Here is a 25,631-nt window from a genome sequence, read left to right on the forward strand (position 1 = left end):
CGTCGGTGTGTCACTGCCGACGGGCCGGCCAACATCCGGGACGTGCCGAGCAACCATGCGATCCGCGGCGCCGCCTCGGGGCGGGGATCGGAAAGGCTGGTGGCACCTTCGGGTGGACGGTAAGGGCGGCCGGCTCGAATGGTCGCTTGGGAGGGAGGGGTCACGACGTTGTGCCCCTGAACCATGGCTGAAACACGGCAACCACTGTGGCGGAGGGGCGGCTGTCCCGCCCATCGGATCACAGACTTCGCACAGATTCGGACAAACTCGTACACGAGCGCGCCGACCGGACAGCGCACGGGTCAGATGGGGTGCTGGCAGGAATCAGGCGGTGAGGAGCTCCCGGCCCGTCTCCGGCGCATGCATTTCGATGGCGTAGTCCGCCGACTCCTGCTGGCGCGCGGTGGACCAGTCCATCCCCCGCAGGAGCGTGATCTCACGCTCGGAGAGCGGCTTCGGGCAGTTCCCGAGCGCTGTGAGGGCGTGAGCGCGGATGTTCGGAGTTTCCGATCCGAGGAGTCCGAACAGCACCGGCGCCTGTGCGTTGGTCAGGCAGCAACGGAGCAGTGAGGCGATCCGCGGAAGCGTCTCGTCGGTCGCCTTCTCGAGGGCGGATGCGAGCGCGTGGCCTAGACCGGGCTGGTACGGGCTCATCATCAGCAGGGATGCACTCTCGGCGCGGCGCTCAGCATGCGGATGGAAGAGCGCCTCGCGGAGCAGCCGCTGAAACATCCGATCCGGCTCGCTCCGCACCTGGACGGGCGCCGCCGCCTGGGCCTCGGCCGCGATCGAGATGGCCACCGAGCCAGCGATCTCGACCGGAACCAGCTCACCGGTCGCCGGCGGACCGGCCGGTCCGAGGCGGCCCGAGACCTCGTCGCGCGCGGCAGGTGGAAGCCGGTTGAAGAGGTCGGTGACGTGGATGTCCTCGGGGGACGTGCCCAAGGCTACGGCGACGTGGTCGGTCAGCTCCGGCAGCGCGGCGTCGTCGAAGAGCCCGTGCGCGAGGAGGGCAGCGGCCGCCCGGGTGGCGCCTCGTGCGGAGGCCGCATCGTCGGAGCGTGCCTTCTCGACACTGCGCCGCGACCCCTCGACGGGCGGGGCGAAGCGGAGGAGTGAGGCGATGTCGGCCCGGCGCGGTGCGCCCGGACGAGCCAGGTAGCCGTTGATCGCCTCAAGGACGTGGGCGCGGAGCGTGGGGTGGGCCAGCAGCAGTCGTACGGCGGCACGGCGGGTGAGATATCCGGCGTGGAGCGACCGGGCGGTCTCCTCGATCAGCCGCGCACAGGGGCCCTCCCAGACGCCCGGTCGCATGAAGATCGGGCCGTGCCGGAGGAGCTCCTCGGCGAACTCCAGCCAGTCGGCACCCCGGGCCTGGCCGTCGACCACCAGGTCGATGAGGTCGCCCAGCCGGCCGTCGTACCCGCTCGCGACACGGGGTCCGGGCAGGCTGGGCGCATTGGGCTGGAGGAGCACGGCGATGGCGCGCAGGCTCCGGTCGGGAAGCGCAAGGACCTTCTCGTACCCCGCCAGGGCGACAGCACTCGGCTGACGAGCTCCTGACTCCCAGCGGCTGACGCCTGAGTCGTCACAGGAGAGTCCCGGACATACCTTCGACAGATCGGGGAGGAACCGCGTGCGGGAGGCGTAGAGGCCGTCCTGGGTGGTGAGGCGGTGCGTGCCGAGCAGCCACGCCAGTCGGGTGAGTTCGCCACCGTGCGGGTCGCTCAGAGGGGAGGTGTCCACCGGTGGCCGGTAGCGGCGCCCACGCTGACGCGGGGCCGCCAACGAGAAGGGGGTGGTCACCGTCACACTGTCGTCATCACCCGTCTCGCGCATCCCGTTCTTGCCGATCTCCGACACTGGTGGCAAGAAATGGGGAGACGGGTCCCGAACGCTCAGGAGCGCTACCGTCGGGACGTGGCCAACTTCGCTGACTGGCAGCTCAACACCTACTTCGCAGGTCTCGGCGGGGCGGTGCCCGAACACCCCTTCACCTCGCGCGAGCTGGCCGCCCGCGCGGAGGCAGCGATGGACCGGCAGCTCTGGGACTACGTCGTGGGCGGCGCCGGTGACGAAGCCACCCAGGACGCCAACGTCGAGGCGTTCGGGCGCTACGGCCTCATGCCGCGGATGCTCTCGGGCGCCGCCGCTCGTGACCTCTCCACGACGCTCTGGGGCATCGAGCTCGCCAGTCCGGTCTTCATGGCGCCGGTCGGGGTCATCGGGCTCTGCGCCGCCGACCAGCACGGAGACCTGGCTGCGGCGCGTGCAGCGGCTGCGGTCGGCGTACCTCTCGTCGGGAGCACGCTCATGCAGGACCCGCTCGAGGAGGTGGCGCGCCAGCTGGGGGAGACGCCGGGTTTCTTCCAGCTGTACACGCCCAACGATCGCGAGGTCGCGGAGAGTCTCGCCCACCGAGCCGAGGCGGCGGGCTACCGCGCGCTGGTCGTCACCCTCGACACCTGGACGCTCGGCTACCGGCCCCGCGACCTGCAGCACGGGATCTTCCCGCAGCTCAAGGGCGCCTGCCTCGCCAACTACGCGAGCGATCCCGTCTTCCGCTCACGCCTGCCGAAGACGCCCGAGGAGGACCCGATGGGCTTCGTCGCGCACTGGGCGATGACATTCGGCAACCCGACCCTCACGTGGGAGGACGTGGCGTGGCTGCGCGGTCTCACCGACCTGCCGCTGGTGCTCAAGGGCATCTGCTCTCCCGACGACGTGAGGCGTGCCGTCGACGCAGGTGTTGATGGCATCTACTGCTCCAACCACGGCGGCCGGCAGGCGGCGTCGGCTCCCGCGCTCGAATTCCTGCCCAGCGTGGTGGCTGCCGCCGGCGATCTCCCCGTGCTCTTCGACTCGGGCATCCGCTCGGGGGTCGACGTGGTGAAGGCGCTCGCCCTCGGCGCCACTGCGGTGGGCATCGGCCGGCCCTATGCCTATGCCGCCGCTGCGGCCAGCGGGGACGCGGCCGGCGGCATCGAGCACCTGCTGCGGTGGGTGCTCGCCGAGGCCGACCTCACCATGGGGCTCAACGGTTATGCCTCGATCGCGGCACTGCGCGAGGCCGGCGCGGTCTTCCGACTGTGACCCAGATCGCGTCCACTCCGGCGCGTGCCAATTAGGGGACCATGGTCCCAAATGGCATAGTCCACAGGTCGCTCTTAGGAAAGAGGAGCGATCGCTCCGGTTCGCGCTGAGGCCCATGACGGCCGGAGGAGACATCGAATCCTGATGTGAGTCATGGGCGCGGGGGCACCACACGCACGACGCCGCAGGAGCGGCTAGGGGCTAAGTCTCTTCCTCCGATCACCTTCGATCGATACGAGGAGAGGCCGGACACCAGCAGTCCGAGCCCGACAGGCCAACCTTCGCAGGCGTCGCTGTGGAAGTACTTCTGTGACCCGTGTGTCTATTGCCGCGCTCTTCTGCGCGCTCTTCGTCGGCCTTCTCCTTCCTGCTCAGGCCCAGGCGGCCACCTCGGCCCGACGCTCGGCCAGCGTCCAGGTCCTCGCCCTCAAGAAGGTCGAGCACCACATCATGAGGGTCGCCGCCTCCCGCAAGGGCACGCCGTACCGGTACGGCGGCACCGGTAACGGTGGCTTCGACTGCTCCGGCTACACCCGCTGGGTGTTCAACCGCCTCGGCATCCACCTGCCGCGCACGTCCGCCTCGCAGGTCGGCAGCACCACCCGCACCCGGCATCCGCGCGTGGGGGACCTGGTCTTCTTCTCCCACGGCGGCCACGTCTACCACGTGGCGATCTACGCCGGGCACCACTCGATCTGGCACGCGCCCTACAGCGGCACCCGTGTGCGCAAGGAGCGCATCTGGACGGGTGCGGTCTTCTACGGCCACGTGAAGGGCATGCGCAAGGCGGTCGCCAAGCAGGCCCGGAAGATCACGGCCCGGCGCGCCCGCGCTGCGGCGGCTACGGCCTGACCAACGGCAGGAAGATCGTGTCGACGATCTCCTCGATCGTCCTCCTCGACACCGGCTTGAGCGTCATCATCAGCTCGTTGCGCACCAGGTCGAAGGGCAGGTGCGCGATCCGGTCGCTCACCTTGGCGGGGTCGAGCTCGCCCCGCGCGGCCGCACGCTCGATCACCTCGGTCATCACGCTGGTGCGCCCCTGCTTCATGTGGTTGCGGATGTCGGCGAACGTCTCACCGGTCTCCTCGAAGTAGCCGGCGAGCCCGGTCATGATCAGCGTCATGACCTGGGCGCGCTCGAGACTCATCTGTGAGAGCAGCCAGATCACGTCGCCGCGCAATGAGCCGGTGTCCCGCGCTCTGATCTCCTGCGTGCGGGCGAAGTGGGCGATCGTCGCGCGGAGCATCTCCGGCTTCGTGGGCCAGCGGCGGTAGAGCACCGGCCGGCTCGTCCCGGCACGTTTCGCCACGCCGTCGTACGTGAAGCCGGCGTAGCCGTGCTCGAGCAGCTCGGTCCAGGCCGCGTCGAGGAGCGCCTCCTGGAGGGCCTGCCCGCGACGGCGCTGCTGCGCCTCCGCCGGGGCTGACTCAAGATCCATTTGCGTACCTTAACCGATGCTCGTAGTTTAGATACATGAGCGTATCCAAGTCCGACCAGCCCAAGCTCGATCCGCACGTCATCCGGGTCGCGCTGGCGCTGATCGCGGGCATCATCGCAGTCATCTTCGACACGACGATCGTCTCGGTCGCGATCCACGACCTCGGGGACGACCTGCACACGAGCGTCTCGACGATCCAGTGGGTCTCCACCGGCTACCTGTTGGCGATGTTCGTGGCGATCCCTGCCACGGGCTGGTTGCAGGCGCGGGTCGGAGGCAAGAACCTCTGGATCGCCTCGATCGCGCTCTTCCTCCTCGGCTCGGTGCTCTGCGCGACGGCGTGGGACGCCACCAGCCTGATCGGCTTCCGCGTGATCCAGGGTCTCGGCGGCGGCATCATGATGCCGCTGATGACGACCCTGCTGCTGCAGGCCGCCGGCGGGCAGAACCTCGGCCGGCTGATGTCGATCGTCGGCCTGCCCGCATCGCTCGGCCCCATCCTCGGCCCGATCCTCGGCGGCATCATCCTCAACTGGCTCAGCTGGCAGTGGCTCTTCCTGGTCAACGTGCCGGTGTGCCTCGTCGGGATGTGGCTCGCGTGGCGGATGCTGCCGGCCGACCGGCCCGCTCCGGGCTCTGCGCGGCCGGTCTTCGACGCGATCGGCTTCGGGCTGCTCACCCCCGGCGTCGTGGCGATCCTCTTCGGCCTCTCCAATGTCAGCAAGGACGGCGGATTCGGCCGCGGTGACGTCTGGATCCCTGCGGTGATCGGCGTCGCGCTCGTCGTGGCGTTCGTCGTGTGGGCGGCCCCGCGTCGCGAGCGGGCGCTGCTCGACGTACACCTGCTCCGCCACCGCCCGCTGGCCCTCGGCACCGGGCTGCTGCTCCTCACGGGTGCGGCACTCTACGGCTCGATGCTGCTGCTTCCCCTCTACTTCCAGGAGCTGCGTGGGAGCACGGCACTCACCGCCGGCCTGCTGCTCATCCCCCAGGGCGTCGGAACGCTCCTCTCGCGCACGTTCGGTGGCCGGCTCACCGACGACGTCGGTCCGCAGATCGCCGCGCTCGTCGGCTTCGGCATCCTCACCATCGCGACGGTGCCCTTCGCGTTCGCGGACGCGAACACGTCGATGTGGTGTCTCGGCCTGGTGCTCTTCGTCCGCGGCCTCGGGCTCGGCATCGCCTTCACGCCGCTGATGAGCGTCGCCTTCCTGGGGCTGCAGCGGCACGAGATGCCCGACGCGTCGGTCTTCACCCGCGTCGCGCAGCAGCTCGGCGGCTCGTTCGGCACCGCGATCCTCGCCGTGATCCTCGAGGCCGCCGTCACCAGTGGCGCCGGCCCGGTGCACGGCTTCCAGGTCTCCTTCTGGTGGACCGTCGGCTTCGTCGCCGTCGCCGTGGTGCTCTCCTTCCTGCTTCCGCGTTCGCTGACACAGCCCGAGGCCGCACCCGCCGAGATCCCGGTCGAGGCGCCGGGCGCCTGAGCGCCGCCATCCCGGGGATCGGAGGTCAGGCGGCCTCGGTCAGCTGGACGAAGTCGCGGCGGCGGAGCGCGCGCAGGACCACCCGGGCGGGCAGCGGGAAGGCGGCGCGACCGTGCTCCGCGTCGACGTACTGCCATCCCGTGATGTGGTGCTCGATCCGGTGGCGGACGAGCTCGAACTCGCCCGCCGCCTGGACGTTGCGCCACCACTGCACACCGCGGCCGTAGGTCAGCTCGATCATGAAGCCGCCGGGGATCGGCGCCGCGACGATCGGCGTCTCACGCACGGTGCCGGTCTTCCGGCCGACGTGGCGCACCAGTGAGAACGGCCCGTGCTCGCTCGCCGCGATCCGGCGGGTGACCGGGTTGAGCGTCGACGAGATCAGGCGGAGCCAGGCGCGCTTCACCTCGCCAGCGTACGTCGGCCCTCTCCGGCAGCGAGCTCGACGGAACGCCGCTGGAGCAGCCGCTTGGCCTCACGCAGGCCGCTCTCCATCGCACCGTCGGCGTAGCCCTGGCGCTCGACCGAGGTGTGCTCGCCTGCGAAACAGATCCGGCCGACCGGCTCGCCCAGCGTGGCGAAGTCGGCGGAGTCCTCGCCGGGCCGGATGTGGGCGTAGGCACCCTGCGCGAACCCGTCGTTCGCCCAGTCGGTGGCGGTCCAGTCCGACGGCATGGCCGGCAGCGGCTCTCCGTAGAGCGCCTCGAGCTGCTCGAGCGCCCAGCCGAGCGGATCGGCCTGCATCGAGCCCACCGCACTCTGGGCGACGAGGAGCATCATCATCGGGGCCAGCCCGCAGTCCCACGTCCACGTCGCCGCCTCGGCCCGGTCGGCGGGGTAGATGATCCCGTGCTGCAACCCGGGGTCCTTCCCGCGCCAGAAGGGCTCGTCGAAAGCGAGGAAGACCTTCTCCATCGTGCCGAAACCGGTGCGGTCGATCACCGCCTGCCGCTCCGGCGGGAGCGGAGGCTCGAACTCGATGCTCCCCGCCTTGAGTACGCCGAGCGGCACCGTGACCACGACATGGGTGCCCGATTCCGTCCAGTCGTCGCCCTCGACGGTGACGCCGTGCGCGGTCATCGTGATGCGGCGCACCGGTTGGCCGAGCCGGACCTCGCTGCCGGCGGCCAGCGGCGCGAGCACGCTGCGGTAGCCGTCGACGGGAACGTGGTCGACGACGTCTCCGACGAACATGCCCTCGGTGAGGGCCCACCGGGCGGAGATCTCATCGAAGGGGCCGGCGCCGTCCTGCTCGACAGCGGCGGCCATGAGCTGACGCAGTCTCGCCCGCTCGCCCTCGGGCAGGTCCGTGGTGGCCAGGAAGTCGTCGACCACCTCTGCCGTCGAGCGGTCGGCCCCGCCTGCGGCGAGCTCCGCCTCGAAGCGGGCGGCGACCGGCTCGAAGGACGCATAGCTGACGCCCTCGAGCTCCTCGGGCCTCAGCCGGCGGCCCTCTCCCAGGTCGGCGCCGGTGAACCGCGTGCCGGTCGGGTCGACGATCCACGGGATTCCCGCAGCGTCGACCCACTGGGCCAGCACGTTGTGCGGGGTGTCGCTGTGTTCGCCGTGTGGGGGTGGTGGATCCAGGCGCCTCCGAGGTCGGCCGGGTGGCCGTCGACGTCGACCGTGTGCAGCCGCCCGCCGATCCGGTCGCGTGCCTCGACGACGACACACTCGACCCCGGCGGTGAGAAGGGCGTTGGCCACGGTGAGTCCGGCCATGCCGGCGCCGACCACGATCACCCGCTCGACCACACCCGGCACGGCGAGTGGCACGGCGGGTGAGCCGTCGGAGAAGGCGTGGCTGCTCACGCGAGTCATGCTCGCACGCACCGGCCGCGGAAATGCGAATGGGCCGGACCCTTGCGGATCCGGCCCATCTCACGGGTCGGGGTGACAGGATTTGAACCTGCGGCCTCTTCGTCCCGAACGAAGCGCGCTACCAAGCTGCGCCACACCCCGATTGACCTCCGCGAGCATAGTGCGTGCGCGGACTCAGGTCCCAATCGGGGTGAGGGTCAGGAGACTGGCCTCGGGACGGCAGGCGAAGCGCATCCGGATGTACGGGTTGGTGCCGAGGCCCGCCGAGACGTGCAGCCAGGCGCCGTCGGATCCGGCCGGATGCCGGCTGAGCCCGCGAGCCCTCCCCGTGTCGAGATCGCAGTTGGTGGTCAGTGCGCGGCTGTCGCCACCACCGCCGAGCAGCGGCACCCGCCACTGTCCGCCGTGGGTGTGGCCCGCGATGATCGCGTCGTAGCCGTCGGCCGCGAACTGGTCGAGCACCCGCACGTAGGGAGCGTGGGTCACTCCCAGTCGTACGTCGGCCTGCGGGTCGGCTGGACCGGATACATCCTCGAGCCGGTCGTAGGAGAGATGCGGGTCGTCGACCCCTGCGAACGCGAAGGACAACCCCGCGACGTCGAGCGCTCCGAACCGGTTGGTGAGGTCGAGCCAGCCATGCTTGGAGAAGCGGTCGACGAGTTCGCCCCAGGGCAGTGCAGGCAGATGCGTGGCGCGCCACCCGTCGTCGGGGAGGAGGTAGCGCAGCGGGTTGCGCATGCCCGGCTCGAAGTAGTCGTTGGAGCCCAGCACGAAGACGCCCGGCACCTCGAGCAACGGGCCGAGGGCGTCGACGAGCGGACTGATCGCCTCGCGGTGGGAGAGGTTGTCGCCGGTGTTGATCACGAGGTCGGGGCGGAGCAGTGACAGCCCGGAGAGCCAGTCGAGCTTGCGCTGCTGGGTCGGCACGAGGTGGATGTCCGAGAGGTGCAGCACCCGCACGGGGTCAGCACCTGCGGGCAGGATCGGGAGCTCGAGGCGGCGCAGCGTGTACTGCCGCGCCTCCCAGTGGGCGTAGGCGATCGCACCGGCGCCGAATGCAGCGGTCGCTGCCGCCGTACGGCCGAGAATGCGCGCGGTGCCCATGGGCCAAGGCTGCCACAATGGCGGGCATGAGCACTTTGAAGCAGCAGCTGCGCGCCGACCTCACGACTGCCATGAAGGCACGTGACGAGGTCCGGTCCTCGACGCTGCGGATGGTGCTCACCGCGATCACGAACGCGGAGGTCGCGGGCAAGGAGGCGCGCGAGCTGAGCGACGAGGAGGTCACGACCGTCCTCGCGAGTGAGGCGAAGAAGCGCCGCGAGGCCGCTGTCGCCTTCCGCGGCGGTGGTCGCGAGGAGAGTGCCGACAAGGAGCTGGCCGAGGCCGCGGTGATCGCGGACTACCTGCCCGAGCAGCTGAGTCCCGAGGAGATCGCGACGCTCGTCACCGACACCATCGCCGAGCTCGGCGTCGCGGGTGACGGGATGCGTGCCATGGGCAAGGTGATGGGCACGCTCACGCCGAAGATCAGGGGCCGGGCCGACGGTGGCGTCGTCTCGGCGGAGGTCAAGAAGCAGCTGGCCTAGTGACCGCGGCCGCGGCTGCGGCCGTGCTTATTGCTGCTGCCGCCGCCTCCGCCACTGCTGCTGCTGGACGAGCGCGAGACAGGCGGGGTGTAGCTGACCTTGATGTCACTGAGCTTGTCCTGGGTGGCGGCCTTCATCGTCTCGGGCGGCGCCGTGAAGTCCTGCGGCTCGAGCTCGTCCTGGATCGGGTGCATCGCATCGGCCCACATCGGCCCGGCGAAACCGGAGCCGGAGACCGCGCTGCCGGAGATGTAGTTGCCATGGATGGTCTGGCCACCGAGCGGGATCGGTGACCCGAGGCTGTTGGCGCCGGCGATCATCGCGGCGGTGGCGATCTGCGGCGTGAAGCCCATGAACCACACCGACTTGCCGTCCTGCGTGGTTCCAGTCTTGCCGGCGCTGGGGATCACGGTGCCGTCGGCGGTCTGCAGGTTGGTGTGACCGAGGTCGTAGCCGAATCCGCCGGGCTCCTGGACGCCGCGCAGCACGTCGTTGACGCCGTCGGCGACCTCCTTCGGCAGCACCTGCTTGCAGTCGGTCGGGTAGCTCTTGATCGGGTTGCCGGCGGCGTCGTCGATCTCGGTCACCGGGCGCGGGCTGCAGTAGAGGCCGCGGGCGCCGAAGGTGGCGTAGGCGCCGGCCATCTCGAGCGGGCTCACGTCGACGACGCCGAGCGTGAAGGAGGGCAGCCGCTCGTACTTCGGGTTGGTGAGGAAGAGGCCCATCGACTTCGCGAGGTTGAAGGGGTCACAGACGCCGGTGACCTGCTCGAGCTGGGCGAAGAAGGTGTTCACCGAGAGGCGGGTGCCGGTGTAGAGCGTCATGTTGCCGCTCGTGGTCGAGTTGCCGACCTTCCAGTCCTCACCGGCGAAGGCCGGGGCGCCCTCACAGTTCTTGTAGGCGCTGACCGGGAACTCCATCGGTGACCGGGCGCTGATGGTGGTGTTGAGGCCGACACCGTCGCGGATGGCCGTGGCCAGGACGAACGCCTTGAAGGTCGACCCGGCCTGGAAGCCGTTGGCGTCGCCGTACTCCTTGGGGACGGTGTAGTTGAGGTAGGTCTCGCCCTTCTTCTTGCTCCGGCCCATCGGACGCGACTGCGAGAGCGCGAGGACGTTGCCGGTGCCGGGCTCGACCTCGGCGATCGCTCCGATCGCCTGGTCGGTGGCGCCGACGTGACCCGAGGTGGAGTTGTCGGCGGCCTTCTGGTTCGAGAGGTTGAGTGTGGTCTTGATCGTCAGGCCACCGTTGTTGAGCAGCTTGCGGCGCTCCTCGACGGTCTTGCCGAGCGCCGGGTCGTCGAGCAGCCGACGCAGGACGTAGTCGCAGAAGAACGGCGCCGAGGCGTTGACGCAGCCGTTCTGGGCCTTCTGCACCTCGAGCCCGAGCGGCGCGTCCTTGGCGGTCTTGGCCTCGTCATCGGTGATGACGTTGAGCTGGGCCATCCGGTCGAGGACGACGTTGCGCCGGGCCACTGCGCGGTCGGGCGAGTTCGTGGGGTCGTAGCCGGTGGGGTTCTTCACCAGACCGGCCAGTGTCGCCGCCTGCGTCAGCGAGAGCTTGTCGGAGTTGACGTTGAAGTAGTGCTTGGCCGCCGCCTGCACGCCGAAGGCCCCGTCGCCGAAGTAGGCGGTGTTGAGGTAGCGCTCGAGAATCCAGTCCTTGGTGTGGGTCTGCTCCAGCGCGATGGCGTAGCGCAGCTCCTGCAGCTTGCGGGCGTAGGTGTCGTCGGTGGCGGCCTTGATCTTGGCCTCGTCACCGGTCGCCTGCGCCTGGGAGAGGAGGGTCAGCTTGACCAGCTGCTGGGTGATGGAGGAGCCGCCCTGCACCACACCGCTGTTGGCCTGGTTGGTGACGAAGGCGCGCAGCGTGCCCTTGAGGTCGAGCGCGCCGTGCTGGTAGAAGCGGTAGTCCTCGATCGACACGATGGCCTGCACCATCGTCCGGCTGATCTGGCTCAGGGGGCGAGTGATCCGGTTCTCGTCGTACATCGTCGTGATCAGCTTGCCGTTGGCATCCACGATGCGCGAGCGCTGCGACAGCTCGCCCGTCTCGAGGGAGGCAGGCAGGTTCGTCATGCTCCGCGCGACGTTGCGCGCACCGATGCCGGCGACCCCGGCGAACGGGATCACGAGCAGCGCGATCACCACGCCGAGGATCACCGCGACCGCTGCCATGACCGCCAGCCGGGTCAGGACGAGTTCACGGTGTTCTGCTGGCCTCGACATGCGGCAAAGGGTACGGGATTGGCCAGATCGGCCCGAACGGTCTAGTCAGATCGGACTATGCAACTTGGGTCAGATGGGACTGTGAGCCCGCCGATCCTGAGCTTAAGGTAAAAGCTCACGGGGAGGTTGTTGCTGTAGTCGTGGGGACGACAGCGGCGGCTTCATGCACAAAGGACACGTTATGTGGGTTGATGACTGGGCCCCTCGGGCTGCGTGCCGGGAGGCACAACCAGATCAACTGTTCGTCAAGGGAGCCGAGCAGAACAAGGCCAAGCAGGTCTGCGGCGGATGCCCCGTCCGCACGGAGTGTCTCGCCGAGGCGCTCGACAACCAGATCGAGTGGGGCGTGTGGGGCGGCATGACCGAGCGTGAGCGTCGTGCTCTGCTCCGCCGCAAGCCCAACGCCTCGTGGCGAGCTCTCCTCGAGACCGCCAAGACCAACGGCTCTGCGCTCGCGCCCGCCGCGGTCGAGGTCCAGGCCTGAGTCGAACTCTGCTCCCGGCCTGACCTCAGGCCTGAAGCAGCTCACCGACCTCACGGAGTCCGTCGAGGTCGTGTACGTCGCCGGCGAGTGCCGGAACGACGGCGACCGGCACGCGGGGGTGCGCCGCGCTGAACCGGTCGGTCAGCGCTCGTTCGCGCTCGACCCGGATCGCGCGGTCGGCGTGGAGTCGCAGCAGTCCGGCAGTGAGCGAGGCGAGCGCGCCCTCGCGCTGCTCCAGCTGCTCGGCGCCCGAGATCGCGCCGGCCGCGCTCAGCTCGCCGGCGGGCAGCGTCGTCGCTCGGTTGACGATGAGCCCGGCCAGCGGCATCCGGTCGCCGCTCAATCGCTCGACGAAGTACGCCGCCTCGCGCAGGGCGTCCGGTTCGGGAGCCGCTACCACGAGGAAGGCCGTGCCCGGCGCCTTGAGCAGGGCATAGGTCTGCTGCGCCCGGGCGCGGAACCCGCCGAAGACGGTGTCGAGTGCCGCCACGAAGGTCTGCAGGTCACCCAGGAGCTGGCCGCCGAGGATCTTGCTCAGTGCGTTGGTGATCAGCCCGAAACCCGCGCTCATGATCCGGGCCGGGCCCTTGGCCGGCAGCAGGAGCAGCTTGATCAGCCGTCCGTCGAGGAAGCTGCTCAACCGGTCGGGCGCGTCGAGGAAGTCCAGGGCGTTGCGACTCGGTGGGGTGTCGACGACGATCAGGTCGTAGTCACCGGTGCGGTGGAGCTGGCCGAGCTTCTCCATCGCCATGTACTCCTGCGTGCCCGCGAAGCTCGAGCTGAGGGCGATGTAGAAGGGGTTATTGAGGATCGCCTCGGCCTTCTCCGGCGACGCCTGGCTGAGCACCACCTCGTCGAAGGTGCTCTTCATGTCGAGCATCATCGCCTCGAGGTGACCGGTGCCTCCGACGTCCACGCGCCGCGGGGTGTTGTCGAGGCGCTCGATGCCGAGCGACTGTGCGAGGCGCCGTGCGGGATCGATGGTGAGCACCACGACACGTCGGCCGCGCTCGGCGGCCCGCAGCGCCAGCGCGGCGCTGGTGGTGGTCTTGCCGACTCCGCCGGAGCCGCAGCAGACGACGATCCGCGTGCTCGGATCGTCGAGCAGGCGATCCATGTCGAGGTGGGGCGCCGTCGAGGGGTGGTGCGCGAGCGGGCCGACCCGCAGCCGTGCGCTCATCTGATGTGGTCCTTCAGGATCGCGGCCAGGTGGTAGAGGCTGCCGAGGTCGACGCCGGCGGCCAGGCGCGGAAGCTCCACCGACGGTACGTCGAGTCCCGCCACCTTCGCGCGCTGCGCATCCTCCAGCGCCCGGCGCTCGGCGTGATCCCCGGCGTCGGCGAGGAGGCCGTCGACGAGGCTGTCGGTCGCGTCGATCCCGACGCTCTTCAGCTGCTCGACGATGCCCGCACGGTCGACCTGGTCGGAGGTGGCCGCGGCCAGCTCCTCGTCGTCGAGGTCACGCGGTCGCACCAGGTTGACGATGACGGTGCCGGTCGGCAGCTGTGCCCTGCGCAGCTCGGCGATCCCGTCCGCGGTCTCCTGCACGGGCATCTCCTCCAGCAGGGTGACGAGGTGCACCGCGGTCTGCGGGGAGCGGAAGAGCGTCATCATCGTGTCGGCCTGGTGCCGGATCGGGCCCACCTTCGCGAGACCCGCCACCTGGTCGCTCACGTTGAGGAACTGCGTGATCCGGCCGGTCGGGGGCGCATCGAGCACGACGGCGTCGTACGTCCTGGCGCCGCGGTTGCGGCTGTTGCGGTGGACGGCCTCGAAGACCTTGCCGGTGAGGAGGACGTCGCGGACGCCGGGGGCGACCGTGGTGGCGAACTCGATCACGCCGAAGCGGTCGAGCGCCTTCCCGGCGCGGCCGAGCTTGTAGTACATCGCGAGGTACTCGAGCAGTGCCGACTCCGCGTCGATGTGCAACGCGTAGACGTTGCCCGGGCGTCGGCCGTCGACGGTGAGGCCCGTGGCGACTCGGGTCTCGGCGTAGGGGAGCGGGTCGACGTCGAACATCCGGGCGATGCCCTGACGTCCCTCGACCTCGCAGAGCAGGACGTTCTTGCCCTCGCTCGCGAGGCCCAGCGCCAGTGCCGCGGCGACGGTCGACTTGCCGGTGCCGCCCTTGCCGCTGACGACGTGCAGCCGCACACCGTCGTCAGCCCCGTTACTCATGGGGTCGGACTGTAGCCGCTGATCTTCAGGCTGGGGAGGTCATCCAGCGAGTAGGTCGTCTCGAAGGTGCGGATGTAGCCGGTGTGCGCGATGCGCCAGCCCGTCGGCGTACGGGTGTACCTGTCCTCGTAGAAGGCGGCGCCCTCGAGGGCGAAGCGGAAGGCGTCGGAGAGGACCTTGTCCTGGAGGTACCAGCGGCCGGTCGCCTCGTCGCCGGAGACGGTGATCTCGGGGTGGTGGACCTGGTGCATCGTGAGGATGCCGGCGGGCAGGTTGGTGCGCATGTAGTCGACGAGATCGGACCGGTTGGCGAAGACGAGACCGGCGTAGTCGCCCGTGGCGTCCTCGGTGAAGCACTCGCTGAAGCCGTCCCAGTCCTTGGTGTCGAGGAGCCGGACGTAGCGGTACTTGAGCTGCTTGATCTGCTCCAGATCTGGAACCTGTTCCACCATGAGGCGACTCTAGGCCCGGCGGTAGGGTTCTGGCATGACTCAGTGGGAGTACCAGGTCGCCCCGATCCTCAACCATGTCGCCGGGCAGATCCTCAACAACTTCGGTCAGGACGGCTGGGAGCTCGTCACGATCACCGATAACGGCTCCGGCAATCTCGTCGGGTACTTCAAGCGTCCGGTGTCCTCGTGAGCGCGGTCGAGGACCGGCTGGCTGAGCTCGGCCTGACCGTCCCCGAGGTCGTGCCGCCTGTGGCGGCCTACATCCCGGCCGTTCGCTCCGGGAACCTGGTGTTCAGCTCCGGGCAGATCCCGATGCGCGGCGGGTCGCCGGTGGCGGTCGGCAAGGTCGGTGCTCCGGACGGTCCGTCGGCCGAGCTCGCGACCGAGGCCGCTCAGCAGTGTGCGCTCAACGCGATCGCTGCCGTGATGGCGCTGATCGGTGACCTCGACCAGGTCAAGCAGGTGGTGAAGGCGGTCGTCTTCGTCGCCTCCGACCCGTCCTTCACAGGCCAGCCGGCCGTGGCGAACGGCGCCTCGGAGTTGCTCGCCACGGCCTTCGACGGCCCGCACGCCCGTTCCGCCGTCGGTGTGGCGGCGCTTCCTCTCGACGTCTCCGTCGAGGTGGAGATCATCGTCGAGCTCTGAGCTGATGTCCGAGGTGGCGGAGCCGCGCGACGCGGCCACGGTCCTGTTGCTGCGGTCAACCGCTGAGGCGCCGCTCGAGGTCTTCGTCATGGTGCGGCGCACCACGATGGAGTTCGCCGCGGGCGTGGTCGTCTTCCCCGGCGGCGGCGTCGATGCCGCCGACTCTCCGTCGGACTCCGCCCTTCTCACCGACGAATCCCGGGACGGTCACGACGTCTGGGCCGCTCGGATGGGGGCGACCGACCTCTCCCACGCGGCGTCGGTGCTGGGTGCCGCGGTCCGCGAGGTGGCTGAGGAGACCGGTGTCGTGCTGTCACCCGATGCGCTGGGCCTGTGGGACGCCTGGACCACGCCCGTCGTGATGCCGAAGCGCTATCGCACCTGGTTCTTCACCGCTCTGCTGCCGCCGGGCCAGGAGGCGCGGGAGCTCTCGACCGAGTCGTCGTCGGTGTCGTGGGTGACGCCCGCGGAGGCTCTGGACAAGGTCGATGCCGGCGAGTGGGACATGATGCCGCCGACGTACGCCGCCATGCTGCGTCTCGCGACCTTCGCCTCGGCAGGAGAGGTGATGGCCGCGACCGTCGACGCGTCGGTCGAGATGTTCCTGCCGGACTGGACCGATGCGTCCCTCCGGCTGCCGGTGTGGGCGCAGGAGCTGGCCGCGGCGCGCGGCGACAGGGCGCGCTGGTCATGAGCGGCGAGGCCTGGACCGGAGGGTCGTACGGCGACCACGAGTGCGTCCTCGCACCCAACCCCGGCCTGATGACACTCGACGGCACCAACACCTGGATCCTGCGGGCGGGCACGCGGTCGGTGGTGGTCGATCCGGGCCCGCTCAGCGACTCCCACCTCGACGCCGTTGCCGAGGCGGCCGGCGACGTGGTCGAGGTCCTCCTCACGCATCATCATTTCGACCACTCCGAGAGCGCTCGGGCCTTCGGGGAGAGGGTGGGCGCTCCGGTCCGCGCGCTGGACCCCGCGCTTGTGCTCGGTGCCGAGGGGCTGCGGGCCGGGGACGTCGTCTCGGTCGGCTCGGAGCTGGAGATCGAGGTCGTCGCCACGCCCGGCCACACGGCCGACTCGCTCTCCTTCTGGGTGCCCTCGGCCTCCGCCGTGCTGACCGGTGACACCGTGCTGGGCCGTGGCACGACGGTCGTGGCCCATCCGGACGGGCAGCTGGGCGCCTATCTGTCGTCGCTGGATCGCCTGCGTGCGCTGGCCGAATCGCGAGACGTGTCCTGGATCTGGCCGGGTCACGGCCCGGCCATCGCTGACGCGCTCGCGACCCTGGACTACTACATCGCGCACCGTCACTCCCGCCTCGAGCAGGTCGCCACGGCCCTCGTTCTGGTGCCGCCCGACACGCTGCCCGACGATGTGCCGCGCGCGGTCGTCGAGATCGTCTACGCCGACGTCGACCCGGTCCTGTGGGGCGCTGCCGAGCTCTCGGTCCGGGCGCAGCTCGCTCACCTCGACGAGTCCCGCCCTTCCTGAGCCCGGATCCGGATTCGGCGGTGAGGGAGGGCCCTCTCTTGGGCCGGGTCAGCGGGCGCGGCGGGTCATGCGGTCTACGTCGAGGATGACGACCGAGCGCGGCTCGAGCCGCAGCCAGCCGCGGGAGACGAAGTCAGCGAGCGCCTTGTTGACCGTCTCGCGGGAGGCGCCGACCAGCTGGGCGAGCTCCTCCTGGGTGAGGTCGTGGTGAACGTGCACGCCGTCGTCGGCAGTGCGGCCGAAGCGCTCGGCGAGGTCGAGCAGCGCCTTGGCGACGCGGCCGGGCACGTCGGAGAAGACAAGGTCCGCGACGACGTCGTTGGCCTTGCGGAGTCGGCCCGCGAGCTGACCGAGCAGGCTCGAGGCGATCTTCGGCCGCCCCTCGAGCCACGAGAGCAGGTCCTCGTGGGACAGGGACGCGAACGTGGAGTCGGTGACCGCGGTGACGGTGGCCGAGCGGGGGCCGGGGTCGAAGAGCGACAGCTCGCCGAACATCTGGCCCGGGCCGAGGATCGCCAGCAGGTTCTCACGGCCATCGGACGACGTCCGGCCGAGCTTCACCTTGCCGTCGACGACGACATAGAGCTTGTCGCCCGAGTCGCCCTCGTGGAACAGCACCTCGCCGCGGCGAAGCTTCGTCTCAGCGAGCGACGACAGCAGCGCCGTGGCCGCCTCGTCGTCGAGCGCGCTGAAGAGCGGCGCCTGTCGCAGCACGTCGTTGTCCACCAGAACCTCCGTGATCACCACCGTCAAACCCACGAGAGCGGGCATGTGACCTGAATCCTAGCCGCGGAGTGCCTCACACCGCGGCACAACCTCCCGCAGCAGGCCCCGTACTCTTGCGGCGTGCGCAGGCAGGACGAGACCCGGACCGGACTCGTCCGCCGTGCTCGGAAGATCGACCGGGTCCTGGCCGTCACCTATCCCGACGCCAAGGCGGAGCTGGACTTCGACAATTCTTATCAGTGCCTCGTCGTCACGGTGCTGTCCGCGCAGACGACGGACAAGCGGGTCAATGCTGTCCGCCCGACCCTCTTCGCCGCCTACCCCGACGCCCGCGCGATGGCCGCTGCCGACCGCACCGTGCTCGAGGGCATCATCGGTCCGCTGGGTTTCTTCCGGGCCAAGACCGACTCTCTCCTCCGGCTGAGTGCAGCCTTGGTGGAGGAGTACGGCGGCGAGGTGCCGGCTTCGCTGGACGCGCTCGTCAAGCTGCCCGGTGTGGGCCGCAAGACCGCCAACGTCGTGCTGGGCAACGCGTTCGGGCTTCCGGGCATCACCGTCGACACGCACTTCGGTCGCCTCTCCCGGCGACTGGGCTTCACCGACGAGACCGACCCGGTGAAGGTCGAGCACGCCGTGGGCGCGCTCTTCGAGAAGCGCGACTGGACGATGCTCTCGCACCACCTGATCTGGCACGGCCGGCGCTGCTGTCACGCCAAGAAGCCGGCCTGCGGCGCCTGCGTGGTCGCCAAGCTCTGCCCGAGCTTCGGCGAGGGGCCGACCGATCCGGAGGTCGCGGCGAAGCTGCTGCGTGACGAGGGACCCAACTGATGGGTCGCGTACGCATGGCGGCGGGCGCCGCCGTACTCCTACTGACCCTCGTCGGCTGTGGCGGACCATCGATCACGGCGCCGAAGGAGAAGGACATCCGCGTCGACACGCCCGAGCTGGTCGCCCTCAAGAAGGCGGCCGGCATCGAATCATGCCCGACCTCGCAGACCTCGAGGGGTGGACTCCCCGACGTGACGCTGAAGTGCCTCGGCGGCGGCGCCGACGTCGACCTGTCGACGCTCAAGGGTCCGCTCGTCATCAACGTCTGGTCGAGCACATGTGGGCCGTGCCGGCAGGAGATGCCGGCACTGGGTGAGTTCCACCGGAAGTACGGCAGCCAGGTGCCCCTGTTGGGCATCGACATCGAGGACACGTATCCCGGGGTCGCGCTGAAGCAGGCAGCCAAGCGCAAGGCGTCCTACCCGCAGCTCTTCGACTACAACGGGCACATCGACAAGACCAAGACGCTGCATCTGACGGGGTTGCCGACATTCTTCTTCCTCCATGCCGACGGCACCGTCACGAAGCAGGCGGGCGGTCTCGAGTCTCTGGACGAGGTCGTCGACATGGTCAACACGCAGCTCGGGATGCAGCTCTCATGACGTCCCAGCACAGGCCGGACTGGCTCCACGAGGTCATCGCCGCCTCGAAGACGATCACGCCGGACAGGATCTCCTCCTTCACGGTGCCCGAGGGCTCGAACGCGCGGCAGTCGGCGGTGCTGATGCTCTTCGGCGAAGGCGCCTCCGGACCCGACCTGGTCCTCACCGAGCGGTCGCACACCATGCGCTCGCACCCGGGCCAGGTCTCCTTCCCGGGCGGATCGCTCGACGAGGGCGAGTCCATCGACCAGGCCGCGCTGCGTGAGGCCGAGGAGGAGGCAGGCATCTCGCCGTACGACGTCGAGATCGTCGGGCACCTGCCCGAGCTCTGGCTGCCGCCCAGCAACTTCGCCGTCACGACGGTCATCGGCTGGTGGGAGCAGCAGCACGAGCCCATCCCCGCGTCGCCGGACGAGGTGCACGCGATCTATCGGGTGCCGATCGCCGAGTTGCGCGACCCGACGCACCGCATCACCGTCATCTCGCCGTCCCATGGGTGGAGGTCGCCGGGTTTCCTGATCGGGCCGGAGAAGGATGTGATCCTCTGGGGCTTCACCGGGGGTGTCGTCGAGCGTTTCCTCACGTATCTCGGTTGGATCGAGCCCATGCCTGATGCGCGCGAGGTCGAGCTGCCCGCCTACATGCTGGCCGGGCGCGAGCGGGCTCGCGGCCGGGACCTGCCTGAGGTGTCGCCCGAGGTATCGGAGTGAACTGGCTCGACTGGTGCCTCGTCCTCCTGGTCGCGGCCTACGCCCTCTCCGGCTACTGGCAGGGCTTCATCAGCGGTGCCTTCGCGACCGTCGGCCTGCTGCTCGGCGGGTTCATCGGCGTCTGGGCGGCGCCCAAACTTCTCGGCGACGCCTCCCCGTCCGTCTGGGTCTCCCTCGGCGCGCTCTTCGTCGTCATCCTGGCCGCCTCCCTGGGTCAGGGCATCCTGCAGTACGTCGGCACGCGGGTGCGCAACTCGATCAGCTGGCGTCCGGTGAGAGCCCTCGACGCGTGTGGGGGCGCGGTGCTCTCGGCCGCGGCAGTGCTCGTCGTGGCCTGGGCGCTGGGCGTGGCGATCTCGGGGGCCCACATCGGCCCGATCACCTCGGCCGTGCGCGGCTCGACCGTGCTCTCCCGCGTCGACGACGTGATGCCGCTCAGCGCGGCCAAGGCACTCGACCGGTTCAACAACGTCGTCGGCACGTCGTTCTTCCCGCGTTATCTGGAGCCTTTCGCACCCGAGCGCATCGTCCGGGTCGGGCCCGGGCCGGCACGGCTGAAGAAGGACCCTGACGTCGTACGGGCCGAGGCCTCGGTCTTCAAGGTCCGCGGCGCGAACTCCTGTGGACGCGGCGTGGAGGGCACCGGCTTCCTCATCGCGCCGGGCTACCTGATGACCAACGCCCATGTGGTCGCCGGTGTCTCGGAGCCGGTCGTCTCCCGCGGGAACGACGAGGCTGACGGCAAGGTCGTCCTCTACGACCCCGGCGTGGACATCGCGGTGGTGGCCTTCGACAGCGGCTCGGCGACCCCGCTGGACCTCGCCAGCTCGGCCAAGCCGGGTGACGGCGTCGCCATCCTGGGCTACCCGCAGGACGGCCCCTTCGACATCGAGCCCGGCCGCATCCGCGCCCAGCAGCGCCTGCGCTCGCCCGACATCTACGGCTCGGGCACCGTCATCCGCGACGTCTACTCGCTGCGCGGCCTCATCCGTCCCGGCAACTCCGGAGGTCCAATCGTCGACTCCGCAGGACAGGTCGCAGGGGTCGTCTTCGCCGCCTCCGTCACGGACAAGGACACCGGCTACGCGCTCACCGCCAACCAGGTCTCGCGTCTCGCCGAGGAGGGGAAGCAGAGAACTACTCGCGTCTCCACCGGCGGCTGCGCCTGATCAGAGCGGAGGCGGCAGCCGGCGGGTGCCTGTCTCGGCGGTGGCCTCGATCGCGACTCCCAAGCGGAGCAGCTCCGTGTCCCTGTAGGCCTTCCCCGCGATCGTGAGGCCGACGGGCATGCCGATGTCGTCCATGACCCCCATCGGAACCGTGACGGTGGGGATGCCGAGGTGACGCGGGACGAGGTTGCCGTTGGCGACCCAGACGCCGTTGCGCCAGCCCGCATCGGCTGACACCTCGTTGACGTCCATGTCGGCCGGGCCGACGTCGGCGACGGCGGGGAAGACCACGGCGTCCAGGCCGAGCGAGTCCATCCACTCCTCGAGGTCGATCCGCCGGGTCTCCTCCAGACCGCGCACCCCGTCCGCCAGGTCAGGGATCTCGGTGAAGGACGCATAGGGATGCGCCTCGACGTGGCGGGGGTAGTCGGCGATGTCGTCCTCGAAGCCGGTGTAGCGATCCGCCAGCGCGCCGGGCGGGGCGGGAAAGATCGTGGCGCCGTCGACACCGACGAGCGTCGAGAGCGAGGAGTCGCCGTTGGCGGCGAGGAAGTCGTCCCATGCCCAGGCCGACAGGTCCCAGATCTCCGACCTCAGGAACTCCGGCGAGACCAATCCGCGTGTCCTGATCGTGGGTGCGCCCGCGCGGTCGCCCTCGTAGTTGGACACCACGGGGAAGTCCACCTCGACCACCTGAGCGCCGGCGGCCTCGAGATCGGCTCGCAGTGCTTCCCAGAGGGCGATGACGGACGGGCGGGTCGAGATCGCCTGGCCCGTCGGACCACCGATCCCCGTCGCCCCCACACCGGCCGAAGGGTCGGCGTTGAGGTACATCCGGGGGACACCCAGCACGACGCCCTCGAGCGAGGCGGAGGAGGGGAGGTCGACGTACGACGAGGGGCGGACGTCCGGGACGGACGGCAGCGTGACCCATGGCTGCGCCCGCCAGAAGTCGCCGCGGGTCTCGGGATCGGGAGCAACGATGACGTCGAGCACCTCGAGCAGGTCGACCATCGACCGCGTCTGGGGTACGACGACATCCATCGTCGGCACGAGGGGCCAGTTGCCCCGCACGGAGATCACGCCGCGTGACGGCGTGTAGGCGCACAGCGCGTTGTTGGTCGCCGGCCCGCGACCCGACGACCACGTCTCCTCTCCGAGTCCGAAGGCACAGAGGGAGGCAGCCGTGGCCGTGCCGGAACCGTTGGACGACCCTGAGGCGAACGGCGCCGTCAGGTAGTCGCGGTTGTAGGGCGACTCGGCGCGACCGTAGAGGCCGCGCTGCATCCCGCCGTTGGCCATCGGTGGCATGTTCGTCTTGCCCAGGCAGATCGCCCCGCCGGCCCGGAGTCGGGCAACGGCGAACGCGTCCCACTGCGCCACGAGCCCGGCGAATGCTGGGGACCCGGACGCTGCGGTCAGTCCTTCAACGAGGTAGGAGTCCTTGGCGGTGTAGGGAATCCCATCCAGCGGCCCCAGCACCTCACCGCGAGCGCGACGGGCATCGGAGGCCGCCGCCTCGCTCAGCGCCGACGGGTTCGGCACGACCACCGAGTTCAGCTCCCCGTCGAGTGCAGCGATGCGCGACTGGTAGGCGGTGACGAGCTCGACGGCCGTCACCTCGCCGGAGGCAAGGGCGGAGCGGAGCTGAGGAACGGAGGCTTCGACGACGTCGTACGCCCGGGCCATGGGGAGCGGTCAGGCCTTGCCCTTGAGCGCCTTCGGGATCTCCTTGCCCTGCGCGATCGCGCGCTCGGGTGCCTTGACCCGCTTGACCTTGCGGATGCCGATGAGGACGCAGATCACGGCGAGCAGGACATAGAAGCCGAAGACGATCAGGAAGGCCCACTGGAGGTCCAGGCCCGAACCGTTCCAGTGGATCAGGAAGGCGACCGCGATCGAGAACATGATGATCGCCAGCACCAGCAGGAAGCCGGCGACGGCGAAGAGCGCCGCGCCGACGCCACCGTTGGTGACACTGACCTTGATCTCGGACTTCGCCAGCTCGATCTCCTTCGAGATCAGCGTCGAGATGTCACGGCTGGCATCGGCGACGAGACGGCCGATGGTGGGCTCGGCCTCGGGCGCGCTCTGGTGCGTCATGTGGGCGACATTACTAGGGTGTGCTCCGGGACCGTCCCTCTTCTGCTCGGGAGATCACATGGGGTTTGTTGTTCGGCTGCTGCTCGCGGCCGTCACCACGATGATGCTGGCGCCTGCCGCGCTCGTCGTGCCGTCGTACGCCGCCGAGGGCACCGGCGGGGACGACCAGGGCCAGAGCCGGATGCTCCTGGTGCTCGACTCCTCGGGCTCGATGAAGGAGCAGGCCGCCGGCGGCACCAAGATCCAGGCGGCCCGCAAGGCGCTGGCCAAGGTGATCAGTGGCCTGCCGGACGAGGCGGAGGTCGGCATGCGGGTCTTCGGCTCGAAGGTCTTCAGCCGTACCGATCCGGGCGCCTGCAACGACACCGAGTTGGTCGTGCCGATCGGCACCGACAACCGCGACGCGCTCTCGAGCGCCGCGACCGCCTACAAGCCCTACGGAGAGACGCCGATCCCGGTGGCCCTCAAGGAGGCTGCCAAGGACCTCGGCAGCGACGGCGCGCGCTCGATCGTCCTCGTCTCGGACGGGGAGTCGACGTGTGGTGACCCGTGCCCGGTCGCCAAGCAGGTCTCGAAGTCCGGCGTCGACCTGACCATCAATGTGGTCGGTCTCGCCGTCTCCGGCAAGGCGCGCGAGCAGCTCAAGTGCATCGCCGACAACGGCGGCGGCACCTACTACGACGCGGATTCGGCGGCGGAGATCGAGTCGACTCTCGAGCATGTGGCCACACGCTCCCTGCGGCCCTTCACCTATCAGGGAACGCCGATCGTCGGCGGCTCGGAGCAGTCACCGACCCCGATCACGGCCGGCGAGTGGACGGACACCCTGGCAGGGCAGGGCGCGAAGAAGAGCTACGCCTACGAGCTCAAGGACCCCGGCACCGACGTCCGCTTCGTCTTCTACCTGCAGGACGAACACCGCACGAGCGCGGCGATGTACGTGAAGGCCTACGCCCCCGACGGCACGGAGTGCGACTCCGTGTCCACCATGTCCCAGCGGACCTTCGACGTCCGCGACGTCATGTCGGCTCAGGCCCGGATCGGCGGCCTCTCCAAGGACTGTGACGAACCGGGCACCTACCGTTTCGAGGTCTACCGTGACAATGCTGCGACCTCCGAGGTGCCGATCGGCCTGCGCGTCCTCGAGGAGCCCACGGTGGACGATCCCGGCTGGACCACCCCCGACCTCAAGGCCACTGCTCAACCGGCGCCCGCTGCCGCAGGCGCGGCGTCGCCACTCACCGGAGGCCAGTCCTTCCTGAACGCGCCGCTGGTCGAGCCGGGCTCGTACTCCGGCACGATCGTTGCCGGAGAGTCCGACCTCGTCCGCGTCCATCTCGACTACGGCCAGTCGCTCAAGGTGGGCATCGCCTTTCCTGCGGTCACTGCCGCCATGGCGAAGGCGCTGGACGCCGGCACCATCTGGGACAGCCAGGCCCGGGTCGTCCTCTACGACCCGACCTGGTCGCAGCTCCCTCCCGCCTCGGACGCGAAGTCCAGCGATCTCGCGGGGATCAACACCTCCAGCAAGCCGGAGGCGACTGCGCTGTACGACGCCACCTCGCCCGTCACCGCGGCCGCCGATGACTCCTTCACCAGCACGGGCGGCAGCACGTCGCGTGCAGGTGACTACTTCGTCGGTGTCTCGATGGCGTCTGCTGACAACTCGGTGGAGTACCCCTTCACGTTGACCATCGCGGTCGAGGGGACCGCCCAGCAGGGCCCCATGTTCGCAGACGGTGGCGGCTCAGCCTCGCCGTCGGCCTCGGCCACCACGAGTGCCGATCCCGGTGACGCGGCCCCCACGCCGGCCGCGAAGGATGAGGGCGGCGCCCCCGCGGGCCTGTTGATCCTGCTCGCGGTGGTCATCGTCGCCGTGCTCGGTGGCGGCAGTTGGTGGTGGAGCCGGCGCAACGCGTCAGTCGGTGGCCCGCCGGCGCCATGAGGTGATCCGCTCGGGCAGGTCGCCCACGGCGGGATGCAGCAGCGCGGCCGCGACCAGGAACAGGATGCCGAGGATGATCATGGCCGTCGCCGTGAAGGGCGGGACGGTCGTCGACGGCATCGCCCACAGTGGCCCGTACGTCGTCGCGTCGGTGCACAGCAGCGAAGCCCTGCTGGGCCGACCCAGGAAGACGGCCGGCAGGATCGGACCGCCGTCGACGACCCGTGAGCCGTAGACCGACATGTCCGCCGGGTGGGGCGGCAGCGTGGCGCCGCGGAGCGAGCAGCCCAACGCCGACAGGCTCGGGGGGTGCCGCCGGTCGGGGATCGCGGCGTAGAGGACCCAGGTGTTCTGGAAGAAGTGGATCTCCGGGAGAGCGGTCCGGCCCGGCACGGTGACCCGGACCGGGTCTGGTTCGTCGACCGTGTTGGCCCAGGTTCCGAAGCCGATCAGGGCTGCGCCGACGACCGAGATGAGCAGCCCGGCAAAGGCTCGCCGTCGGCGTACGAGCGCGGAGTTGCGACGACGTGGCGGCAGCAATCTCCCCGACCGCATTGGCAGCAGGTCCATAGTCCCTTAACCTAGCCCCAGCCGGGATGTGGAACCGGTCGCGCCTGGACACTCGGGATCTGGCAAAGGG

At 69.7% G+C, this 25,631-nt stretch carries 28 protein-coding genes and 1 tRNA gene; 14 read left to right on the forward strand and 15 right to left on the reverse strand.

Going from position 1 to position 25,631, the window contains the following annotated elements:
* Positions 1 to 324: 324 nt before the first annotated feature.
* Positions 325 to 1,746, reverse strand: a complete 1,422-nt coding sequence (locus LH076_RS00080; protein WP_227781939.1) for a hypothetical protein — start codon at positions 1,744 to 1,746, stop codon at positions 325 to 327.
* 174 nt (positions 1,747 to 1,920) lie between these two features.
* Here LH076_RS00080 and LH076_RS00085 point away from each other — a divergent pair, with 174 nt between their 5' ends.
* Both LH076_RS00085 and LH076_RS00090 read left to right on the forward strand, forming a co-directional pair.
* Entirely contained in the window at positions 1,921 to 3,093 is a 1,173-nt protein-coding gene (locus LH076_RS00085; protein ID WP_227781940.1) for an alpha-hydroxy-acid oxidizing protein, read from the forward strand.
* 309 nt (positions 3,094 to 3,402) lie between these two features.
* Positions 3,403 to 3,945 (forward strand): C40 family peptidase, encoded by a 543-nt coding sequence (locus tag LH076_RS00090; RefSeq protein ID WP_227781941.1) that lies wholly within the window; start codon positions 3,403 to 3,405, stop codon positions 3,943 to 3,945.
* Here the strand turns inward: LH076_RS00090 and LH076_RS00095 are convergent.
* Complete coding sequence (locus tag LH076_RS00095) at positions 3,935 to 4,534, reverse strand: TetR/AcrR family transcriptional regulator (protein ID WP_227781942.1); 600 nt, start codon at positions 4,532 to 4,534, stop codon at positions 3,935 to 3,937. The genes LH076_RS00090 and LH076_RS00095 overlap by 11 nt on opposite strands.
* 35 nt (positions 4,535 to 4,569) lie before the next feature.
* Between LH076_RS00095 and LH076_RS00100 the strand changes: the two genes are divergently transcribed.
* Positions 4,570 to 6,018: an MDR family MFS transporter gene (locus LH076_RS00100; protein WP_227781943.1), complete on the forward strand. Its 1,449-nt coding sequence runs from the start codon at positions 4,570 to 4,572 to the stop codon at positions 6,016 to 6,018.
* A gap of 25 nt (positions 6,019 to 6,043) precedes the next feature.
* On the opposite strand, the gene LH076_RS00105 is transcribed toward LH076_RS00100, so the two are convergent.
* The 5 genes from LH076_RS00105 to LH076_RS00125 all read right to left on the reverse strand — a co-directional run bounded on the left by LH076_RS00105 (position 6,044) and on the right by LH076_RS00125 (position 8,942).
* A complete protein-coding gene (locus tag LH076_RS00105) occupies positions 6,044 to 6,424 on the reverse strand; it encodes a nitroreductase family deazaflavin-dependent oxidoreductase (RefSeq protein WP_227781944.1) in 381 nt (126 codons plus the stop codon).
* On the reverse strand, positions 6,421 to 7,557 hold the full coding sequence (locus tag LH076_RS00110; RefSeq protein ID WP_227781945.1) for a flavin monoamine oxidase family protein: 1,137 nt from the start codon (positions 7,555 to 7,557) through the stop codon (positions 6,421 to 6,423). Before LH076_RS00110 ends, LH076_RS00105 begins: the two co-directional genes overlap by 4 nt.
* On the reverse strand, positions 7,458 to 7,829 hold the full coding sequence (locus LH076_RS00115) for an FAD-dependent oxidoreductase (protein WP_321573720.1): 372 nt from the start codon (positions 7,827 to 7,829) through the stop codon (positions 7,458 to 7,460). The genes LH076_RS00110 and LH076_RS00115 overlap by 100 nt, the downstream gene beginning before the upstream one ends.
* Positions 7,830 to 7,905: 76 nt before the next feature.
* A tRNA-Pro gene (locus LH076_RS00120) sits at positions 7,906 to 7,979 on the reverse strand.
* A gap of 33 nt (positions 7,980 to 8,012) precedes the next feature.
* Positions 8,013 to 8,942 (reverse strand): metallophosphoesterase, encoded by a 930-nt coding sequence (locus tag LH076_RS00125; protein WP_227781946.1) that lies wholly within the window; start codon positions 8,940 to 8,942, stop codon positions 8,013 to 8,015.
* Between the two features lie 26 nt (positions 8,943 to 8,968).
* Here LH076_RS00125 and LH076_RS00130 point away from each other — a divergent pair, with 26 nt between their 5' ends.
* Positions 8,969 to 9,427: a GatB/YqeY domain-containing protein gene (locus LH076_RS00130; RefSeq protein ID WP_227781947.1), complete on the forward strand. Its 459-nt coding sequence runs from the start codon at positions 8,969 to 8,971 to the stop codon at positions 9,425 to 9,427.
* Here LH076_RS00130 and LH076_RS00135 read toward each other — a convergent pair.
* A complete protein-coding gene (locus LH076_RS00135) occupies positions 9,424 to 11,655 on the reverse strand; it encodes a transglycosylase domain-containing protein (RefSeq protein ID WP_227781948.1) in 2,232 nt (743 codons plus the stop codon). The genes LH076_RS00130 and LH076_RS00135 overlap by 4 nt on opposite strands.
* A 181-nt stretch (positions 11,656 to 11,836) precedes the next feature.
* Between LH076_RS00135 and LH076_RS00140 the strand changes: the two genes are divergently transcribed.
* On the forward strand, positions 11,837 to 12,139 hold the full coding sequence (locus tag LH076_RS00140; protein WP_227781949.1) for a WhiB family transcriptional regulator: 303 nt from the start codon (positions 11,837 to 11,839) through the stop codon (positions 12,137 to 12,139).
* Between the two features lie 25 nt (positions 12,140 to 12,164).
* Here LH076_RS00140 and LH076_RS00145 read toward each other — a convergent pair whose 3' ends face one another.
* The 3 genes from LH076_RS00145 to LH076_RS00155 are packed head-to-tail and all read right to left on the reverse strand — an operon-like array spanning position 12,165 to position 14,769.
* The gene (locus tag LH076_RS00145; protein ID WP_227781950.1) at positions 12,165 to 13,319 is read right to left on the reverse strand and encodes an ArsA family ATPase; all 1,155 of its coding nucleotides are present in this window, start codon (positions 13,317 to 13,319) and stop codon (positions 12,165 to 12,167) included.
* Positions 13,316 to 14,317 (reverse strand): ArsA-related P-loop ATPase, encoded by a 1,002-nt coding sequence (locus LH076_RS00150; protein WP_227781951.1) that lies wholly within the window; start codon positions 14,315 to 14,317, stop codon positions 13,316 to 13,318. Before LH076_RS00150 ends, LH076_RS00145 begins: the two co-directional genes overlap by 4 nt.
* A complete protein-coding gene (locus tag LH076_RS00155; RefSeq protein WP_227781952.1) occupies positions 14,314 to 14,769 on the reverse strand; it encodes a nuclear transport factor 2 family protein in 456 nt (151 codons plus the stop codon). The genes LH076_RS00150 and LH076_RS00155 overlap by 4 nt, the downstream gene beginning before the upstream one ends.
* Before the next feature lie 34 nt (positions 14,770 to 14,803).
* Between LH076_RS00155 and LH076_RS00160 the strand changes: the two genes are divergently transcribed.
* Genes LH076_RS00160 through LH076_RS00175 form a run of 4 tightly spaced genes read left to right on the forward strand, consistent with a single transcriptional unit; the run spans position 14,804 to position 16,908 of the window.
* Positions 14,804 to 14,959 (forward strand): DUF4177 domain-containing protein, encoded by a 156-nt coding sequence (locus tag LH076_RS00160; RefSeq protein WP_227781953.1) that lies wholly within the window; start codon positions 14,804 to 14,806, stop codon positions 14,957 to 14,959.
* Complete coding sequence (locus LH076_RS00165) at positions 14,956 to 15,414, forward strand: RidA family protein (protein ID WP_227781954.1); 459 nt, start codon at positions 14,956 to 14,958, stop codon at positions 15,412 to 15,414. Before LH076_RS00160 ends, LH076_RS00165 begins: the two co-directional genes overlap by 4 nt.
* A gap of 4 nt (positions 15,415 to 15,418) precedes the next feature.
* Positions 15,419 to 16,108 (forward strand): NUDIX hydrolase, encoded by a 690-nt coding sequence (locus LH076_RS00170; protein WP_227781955.1) that lies wholly within the window; start codon positions 15,419 to 15,421, stop codon positions 16,106 to 16,108.
* Positions 16,105 to 16,908, forward strand: coding sequence for an MBL fold metallo-hydrolase (locus tag LH076_RS00175; RefSeq protein ID WP_227781956.1), 804 nt, complete (start codon positions 16,105 to 16,107; stop codon positions 16,906 to 16,908). Before LH076_RS00170 ends, LH076_RS00175 begins: the two co-directional genes overlap by 4 nt.
* 48 nt (positions 16,909 to 16,956) lie before the next feature.
* On the opposite strand, the gene LH076_RS00180 is transcribed toward LH076_RS00175, so the two are convergent.
* Complete coding sequence (locus LH076_RS00180; RefSeq protein WP_227781957.1) at positions 16,957 to 17,679, reverse strand: Crp/Fnr family transcriptional regulator; 723 nt, start codon at positions 17,677 to 17,679, stop codon at positions 16,957 to 16,959.
* Positions 17,680 to 17,754: 75 nt separating this feature from the next.
* Here LH076_RS00180 and nth point away from each other — a divergent pair, with 75 nt between their 5' ends.
* The 4 genes from nth to LH076_RS00200 are packed head-to-tail and all read left to right on the forward strand — an operon-like array spanning position 17,755 to position 20,943.
* Positions 17,755 to 18,462, forward strand: a complete 708-nt coding sequence (gene nth / locus LH076_RS00185; RefSeq protein WP_227781958.1) for an endonuclease III — start codon at positions 17,755 to 17,757, stop codon at positions 18,460 to 18,462.
* Positions 18,462 to 19,064 carry a TlpA family protein disulfide reductase gene (locus tag LH076_RS00190; RefSeq protein ID WP_227781959.1) on the forward strand — a complete coding sequence of 201 codons (603 nt, stop codon included), beginning with the start codon at positions 18,462 to 18,464 and terminating at the stop codon, positions 19,062 to 19,064. Before nth ends, LH076_RS00190 begins: the two co-directional genes overlap by 1 nt.
* Positions 19,061 to 19,774: an NUDIX hydrolase gene (locus LH076_RS00195; protein ID WP_227781960.1), complete on the forward strand. Its 714-nt coding sequence runs from the start codon at positions 19,061 to 19,063 to the stop codon at positions 19,772 to 19,774. The genes LH076_RS00190 and LH076_RS00195 overlap by 4 nt, the downstream gene beginning before the upstream one ends.
* The gene (locus tag LH076_RS00200) at positions 19,771 to 20,943 is read left to right on the forward strand and encodes a MarP family serine protease (protein ID WP_227781961.1); all 1,173 of its coding nucleotides are present in this window, start codon (positions 19,771 to 19,773) and stop codon (positions 20,941 to 20,943) included. Before LH076_RS00195 ends, LH076_RS00200 begins: the two co-directional genes overlap by 4 nt.
* Here LH076_RS00200 and LH076_RS00205 read toward each other — a convergent pair whose 3' ends face one another.
* Positions 20,944 to 22,632, reverse strand: a complete 1,689-nt coding sequence (locus LH076_RS00205; RefSeq protein ID WP_227781962.1) for an amidase — start codon at positions 22,630 to 22,632, stop codon at positions 20,944 to 20,946.
* Between the two features lie 9 nt (positions 22,633 to 22,641).
* Complete coding sequence (locus tag LH076_RS00210; protein ID WP_227781963.1) at positions 22,642 to 23,046, reverse strand: phage holin family protein; 405 nt, start codon at positions 23,044 to 23,046, stop codon at positions 22,642 to 22,644.
* Positions 23,047 to 23,104: 58 nt separating this feature from the next.
* Here LH076_RS00210 and LH076_RS00215 point away from each other — a divergent pair, with 58 nt between their 5' ends.
* Positions 23,105 to 24,991 carry a vWA domain-containing protein gene (locus LH076_RS00215; RefSeq protein WP_227781964.1) on the forward strand — a complete coding sequence of 629 codons (1,887 nt, stop codon included), beginning with the start codon at positions 23,105 to 23,107 and terminating at the stop codon, positions 24,989 to 24,991.
* On the opposite strand, the gene LH076_RS00220 is transcribed toward LH076_RS00215, so the two are convergent.
* Positions 24,965 to 25,561, reverse strand: coding sequence for a hypothetical protein (locus LH076_RS00220; RefSeq protein WP_227781965.1), 597 nt, complete (start codon positions 25,559 to 25,561; stop codon positions 24,965 to 24,967). The two genes, LH076_RS00215 and LH076_RS00220, sit on opposite strands and share 27 nt — an antisense overlap.
* Positions 25,562 to 25,631 lie beyond the last annotated feature (70 nt).

Origin of the sequence: Nocardioides sp. Kera G14 (assembly GCF_020715565.1) — a bacterium.
In the GTDB taxonomy this organism is placed as follows: domain Bacteria; phylum Actinomycetota; class Actinomycetes; order Propionibacteriales; family Nocardioidaceae; genus Nocardioides.